5 protein-coding genes and 1 pseudogene are annotated in these 4,903 nt (G+C 70.0%); 4 read left to right on the top strand and 2 right to left on the bottom strand.

All coding sequences use genetic code 11. From position 1 onward, the window contains the following. The 3 genes from G7A99_RS09185 to G7A99_RS09195 form a co-directional block, all read left to right on the top strand. A partial coding sequence (locus G7A99_RS09185; RefSeq protein WP_163139677.1) for a branched-chain amino acid ABC transporter permease occupies positions 1-477 on the top strand: 477 nt, incomplete at its 5' end. 4 nt (positions 478-481) lie between these two features. Beyond that, positions 482-1,672, top strand: a complete 1,191-nt coding sequence (locus G7A99_RS09190; protein ID WP_240466215.1) for a branched-chain amino acid ABC transporter permease — start codon at positions 482-484, stop codon at positions 1,670-1,672. Between the two features lie 11 nt (positions 1,673-1,683). Then, on the top strand, positions 1,684-2,157 hold the full coding sequence (locus tag G7A99_RS09195; protein WP_163139679.1) for a hypothetical protein: 474 nt from the start codon (positions 1,684-1,686) through the stop codon (positions 2,155-2,157). Positions 2,158-2,209: 52 nt separating this feature from the next. Here the strand turns inward: G7A99_RS09195 and G7A99_RS09200 are convergent, their stop codons facing one another. Beyond that, a complete protein-coding gene (locus G7A99_RS09200; protein ID WP_018718278.1) occupies positions 2,210-3,211 on the bottom strand; it encodes an aldo/keto reductase in 1,002 nt (333 codons plus the stop codon). 227 nt (positions 3,212-3,438) lie between these two features. Here G7A99_RS09200 and gcvA point away from each other — a divergent pair, with 227 nt between their 5' ends. Then, on the top strand, positions 3,439-4,359 hold the full coding sequence (gene gcvA, locus G7A99_RS09205; RefSeq protein WP_163139681.1) for a transcriptional regulator GcvA: 921 nt from the start codon (positions 3,439-3,441) through the stop codon (positions 4,357-4,359). On the opposite strand, the pseudogene G7A99_RS24860 reads toward gcvA, so the two are convergent. Continuing rightward, positions 4,353-4,903 (bottom strand): annotated as a pseudogene (locus G7A99_RS24860) (hypothetical protein); the annotation flags it as partial. The gene gcvA and the pseudogene G7A99_RS24860 sit on opposite strands and share 7 nt — an antisense overlap.

A 4,903-nucleotide genomic window follows, 5' to 3' on the forward strand; every position in this document is an offset into this window, starting at 1 on the left:
CTGCCGTTCAACATCCGTGTGCGTGCCGACCAGGTCTTCATCCTGCTGCTGGCGCTGGCGATCATGGCCGGGCTCTACGTGCTGCTGGAGCGCACACGCATCGGCAAGGCCATGCGCGCGACCGCGGACAACCCCGAGCTCGCCCAGGTACGGGGCATCAACACCGAGCGGGTGATCGCCTGGACCTGGCTGCTCGGCGGCGCCCTCGCCGCCGCCGGCGGCACGATGTACGGGCTGTCCTCCCAGCTCCGCCCGGAGATGGGCTTCTGGCTGCTGCTGCCGATGTTCGCTGCGGCGATCATGGGCGGGATCGGCAATCCCTACGGCGCCCTCGTCGGGGCGCTGGTGATCGGTGTGACCCACCAGGTATCCACCGCCTTCCTCGATCCCACCTACGGGCCGGCGGTGGCCTTCGTGCTCATGGTGATCGTGCTGCTCGTTCGCCCCCAGGGCCTGTTCGGGCGCGAGGGAGGCTGAGGCAATGGAGACGCTGGTCCTGGTCAAGGCGACGCTGCTGTTCGTGCCCCTGGCGCTGGCTTTCGGACTGGTGCTGCCGGCACGGGCGTGGCGGCCGCTGGCGGCGGTGGTCGTCGGTGCGGTGGTGGCCCTCGCGGCCGCGGCCGGACTCTCGGCGGGGCTGCTCGCCTATGGGGTGTCCTTCGCGATCATGGGCTGCGTCTACGCGCTTCTGGCGCTGGGGCTCAACACCCAGTGGGGCTACACGGGCCACCTGAACTTCGGTGTCGCCGGATTCTTCGCCGTGGGTGCGTTCACCTCCGCGCTGGTGACCATCGAGGCCCCTACCGGGGTCGCCGCGCAGTACACGCAGATGGCGTTCGGGCTGAACATGCCCTTCCTGGTCGGCGTGCTCGCCGCGGCGGTGGTCTCCGGGGTGCTCGCGTTCCTGATCGCGGTGCCGGTGCTGCGGCTGCGCATGGACTTCCTCGCGATCGCGACCATCGGCGTGGCGGAGATCATCCGGCTGATCTTCCAGAATGAGCGTTGGCTCGCCAATGGCCCGCAGCCGCTGCGCGGCATCCCCCAGCCCATGCACTGCCTCGTGGAGGCGAACGGCTGCGGCTGGGCCCCCGGCTGGCTGAACGGGGCCCTGTCCGTGCTCTCACCGCGGGATTACCCGCTGTTCTACCTGGTGATCATCGCGGTGTTCGTGGCGCTGGTGTACGTCGTCATCGAGCGGGCCTGCCGCTCGCCCTGGGGGCGGATGCTGCGCGCGGTGCGCGACGAGGAGTCCTCCGCGGCGATGAACGGCAAGCCCATCACCTACGTGCGCATCCAGTCCTTCGTGGTCGGCGCGGTGATCATGGGCATCGCCGGCGCGCTGTACGCGCACTACACGGTGACCATCGATTACAGCCACTTCCACGCCCTGTTCGCCACCTTCCTGGTGTGGGTGATGCTCATGCTCGGCGGCAGCGGCAATAACCGCGGCGCGATCATCGGGGGATTCATCGTCTGGGGCGTTTGGAGCGGCACCGCCTTCCTCGCCGACGCCATCGAGCCGCTGCTGGCGCTGATCTCCGACGATCTGCCGCGGCGAGCCGCCTACTTCCGCTGGCTGCTGGTGGCGCTGCTGCTCGCCGGCATCGTGCTGTTCCGTCCGCAGGGGCTGCTGCGCGAGGAGAAGGTGGTCTCGCGCTATCTTCGGGACTGACGGTCACGGGCATGCCGGGTAATCCCTGGGCAAGGGCGGCGGTCGGCGGGGCGATCGCCTTCGTGATCGCGAGCCTGGTGAGCAACGGGCTTTTCTTCGGGCTCGCGGCGCCGGTGCTCTTCGATCCGGCGGTGCAGAGCGCCAAGCTCCTGGATGTGCTTTTCGAGGCCTCGCCGCGACCGCTGATGTTCACCAACGGGCCGTTGTACCTGCTCATCGCCGCCGGTATCGGGGTGCTTCACGGCCTGGTGTTCGCCTATATCGAGCCGGTACTGCCCCGGGGCCGGATCCCCCGTGGGGCCGCGTACGCCGTGGTCCTGTGGGTGTTGATGGCGCTGTATTTCGAGTTCCACGCGCCGTTCAACATGTTCCGCGAGCCGGTGGCGCTGCTCACCCTGGAGCTGGCCCTGTGGGCGGTGGTGGTGCTCGTCGAGGGGCTGCTGCTCTCGTGGCTGTACGGTCCCGGCCGGGACCGGGTGCCGTGAGTCAGGCGCCGCGGGGGCGCCGGCCGCCGGCGCCCCCGCGGCACGGGCCGGGTCAGCCGGCCTGCTCGCTGCGGCTGGGCGGCGCCATGAACTCCGGACCCACCGGATCGGTGATGTGCTCGGCGAGGATGGCGTCGATGCGCTCGAAGTCCGTCTCGGTGAGGTGGAAGTCCATCACCCCGGAGATCGGCTCGAGCTGCTCCGGCCGCCGGGCCCCCCACAGGGCGATGCCGACACCGGGCCGGTCCAGGAGCCAGCGCAGCGCGAGTTCCAGCACGCCCTTGCCGAAGCGCTCCGCGGCGAAGGCATTCAGCGCGTCCACCGCGTCCAGGTACTGGCGGTAGCGCGGGGCCTGGAACTTGGGGTCGTTGTTGCGCAGGTCGTCGCCCTCGAACTGCGTGTCCGCGCGCATCCGTCCCGAGAGCAGGCCACGGCAGAGGGCACCGTAGGTCAGCGTGACCAGGCCCCGCTCGCGCACGTAGGGCAGCAGCCCGGACTCGATGCCGCGCTCGAAGAGGTTGTACGGCGGCTGGACCGTATGCAGCGGCGCCACCGAGCGAAAGGTCTCTGCCTGCTCCGGGGAGAAGTTGCTGACCCCGATTGCGCGGATCTTGCCGTCGCGGTACAGGCGCTCCAGTGTCCGCGCCGTCTCCTCGATGGGGGTCTCCGGGTCCGGCCAGTGGACCTGGTAGATGTCGATATAGTCCGTGCCGAAGCGGCGCAGAGAGTCCTCGACCTCCTGCTGGATCCGCTCCGGGGAGGCGTTGCGCACCACGCCGGCGTCGTTCCACTCCAGTGCCACCTTGGTCGCCAGGACCACGTCCTCGCGCCGGCCGTGGCGGGCGAGGGCGCGGCCGACGATCTCCTCGGAGCGGCCGAAGCCGTAGACCGGTGCGGTGTCGATAAGGCTCACGCCCCGCTCCAGTGCGGAGAGGATGGTGCGGATGGAGCGCTCCTCGTCGGTGCCGCCCCACATCCAGCCGCCGATGGCCCAGGTGCCGAGGCCGATGCGGGAGGCGGTGATCTGCGTGCCGGGGATGTCGATGTGTTCCACGGTCTCACCTCTGGTGTCTGTGCAATCGGGTGTCCACGCCGGGCGGGGGTTATCGCCGTCCACCTTGCCGCGTGTCCTCCTCCCGGCAATGAAGTTTTTGTTTTTCTGATATGTCCCCATCCCGGTATGCTCATGCCGGTGACTTCGCAGACAGGTTCCGCATGGACGGCGGATGGTGCAAGCAATACTTTCTACAGTCCGTAAAGTGGAACTTTAGAGTGGTGCCCATGGCCCGATCCCTGCCGCCCCTCAACGCCGTCCGTGCCTTCGAGGCCGCGGGCCGGCACCGCGGCTTCGCCCGCGCGGCGGAGGAGCTCAGCATCACCGCCGCCGCGGTGGGCCAGCACGTGCGCCGGCTCGAGGAGCGGCTGGGGGCGCGGCTGTTCCGGCGTCACGGTCGCGGGGTGGTGCTGACCGCGGCCGGACGGGCCTATCTTGAGGCGCTGACGCCGGCGCTGGAGCGGATCGAGGCCGCCACGGAGCGTGTGGTGCAGGCCGAGCGAACGGGGATCGTCACCGTCTCCACGACGCCCTCGTTCGCGGCCAAGTGGCTGGTGCCGAGGCTTGCCGGATTTCAGGTCCGGCACCCGGAGATCGATGTCCGCCTGTCCACCTCTAACGCGCTGGCGGACCCGGCGGTGGAGGACGTGGACGTGGCCGTGCGCTACGGCCCCGGCCGCTGGCCGGGGCTCGAGGCCCACCCGCTGCTGGAGACCGAGCTCTTCCCCGTGTGCAGTCCGTCGCTGCTGGAAGGGGCTTCGCCGCTGCGCGAGCCGGCGGATCTGCGGTATCACGCCATTCTCCACCTGATGACGGACGACTGGCCGCGGTGGTTCGCCGCCGCCGGTGTCCCCGGGCTGGCGGAGGCGGCCGAGCGTGGGCCCCGGTTCAGCGATGCCGGCCTGTTAACCGCCGCCGCCGTGGCCGGGCAGGGCGTCGCCCTGGGCCAGCGGGTGCTGGTCGCCGATGACCTCGCCGCCGGCCGGCTGATCGCCCCGTTCTCCGTCACCCTCGCCAGTACCCACGCCTATTACCTCGTGTGCGCCCACGGCGAGCTGGAGCGCCCCAAGGTCAGCGCCTTCTCCGCGTGGATTCACAGCGAGGCACGCGCTGCGGTCACTGGAACCCGGGGGGGGCCGGCTCAGTGACGCGGTTGCGACTCGCCGCCTGAGGTGTCCGCCGTCGCGGGCCCGGGTGTATCCACGGTGTGTCCAGAGGCCCAGCTGCGCGCCCGCTCACCGAGCTCGGTGAAGCGCTCGGAGAGCTCCTCCAGGCGCGTCTCCCATGCCGGGTCGGGCGTCTGGCCCTCGGTCACCCGGAAGAAGGCCTGCATCAGCGCGGTCATGGCGAAGGGCTCGATCACTGCGGCCTTGATCGCCCAGGCGAACACCAGTGCGACCAGCAGGGTGAGTCCCCCCGCCGCCCCCGGGAAGACGGCCACCAGTGCCGCCACCGGGGCGAGGACTACCAAGAACACCGCCAGGGTCAGGCCCCATACGCACAGCGCCAGAATGACGGCGTTGCGCAGGAACGCGCGGTAATTCTGGCCGTAGAGCACCAGTGCGGTACGGCTTGATGCCCAGGGGTTGTCGCTGCGGGTGCGCACGCCGTAGGCGAGGATGACCTCGTCCACGTAGGTAAGCGATAAACGGAGGATGCCGTTGACGACCCGTGCCAGCCCTTCGACACCGG

It is taken from the genome of Arhodomonas sp. KWT (genome assembly GCF_010993615.1).

Excerpts from the sequence above, each read along its gene's own strand:
- G7A99_RS09190 (WP_240466215.1), top strand. The coding sequence starts at position 482 with ATGGAGACGCTGGTCCTGGTCAAGGCGACGCTGCTGTTCGTGCCCCTG.
- G7A99_RS09195 (WP_163139679.1), top strand. The coding sequence starts at position 1,684 with ATGCCGGGTAATCCCTGGGCAAGGGCGGCGGTCGGCGGGGCGATCGCC.
- gcvA (WP_163139681.1), top strand. The coding sequence starts at position 3,439 with ATGGCCCGATCCCTGCCGCCCCTCAACGCCGTCCGTGCCTTCGAGGCC.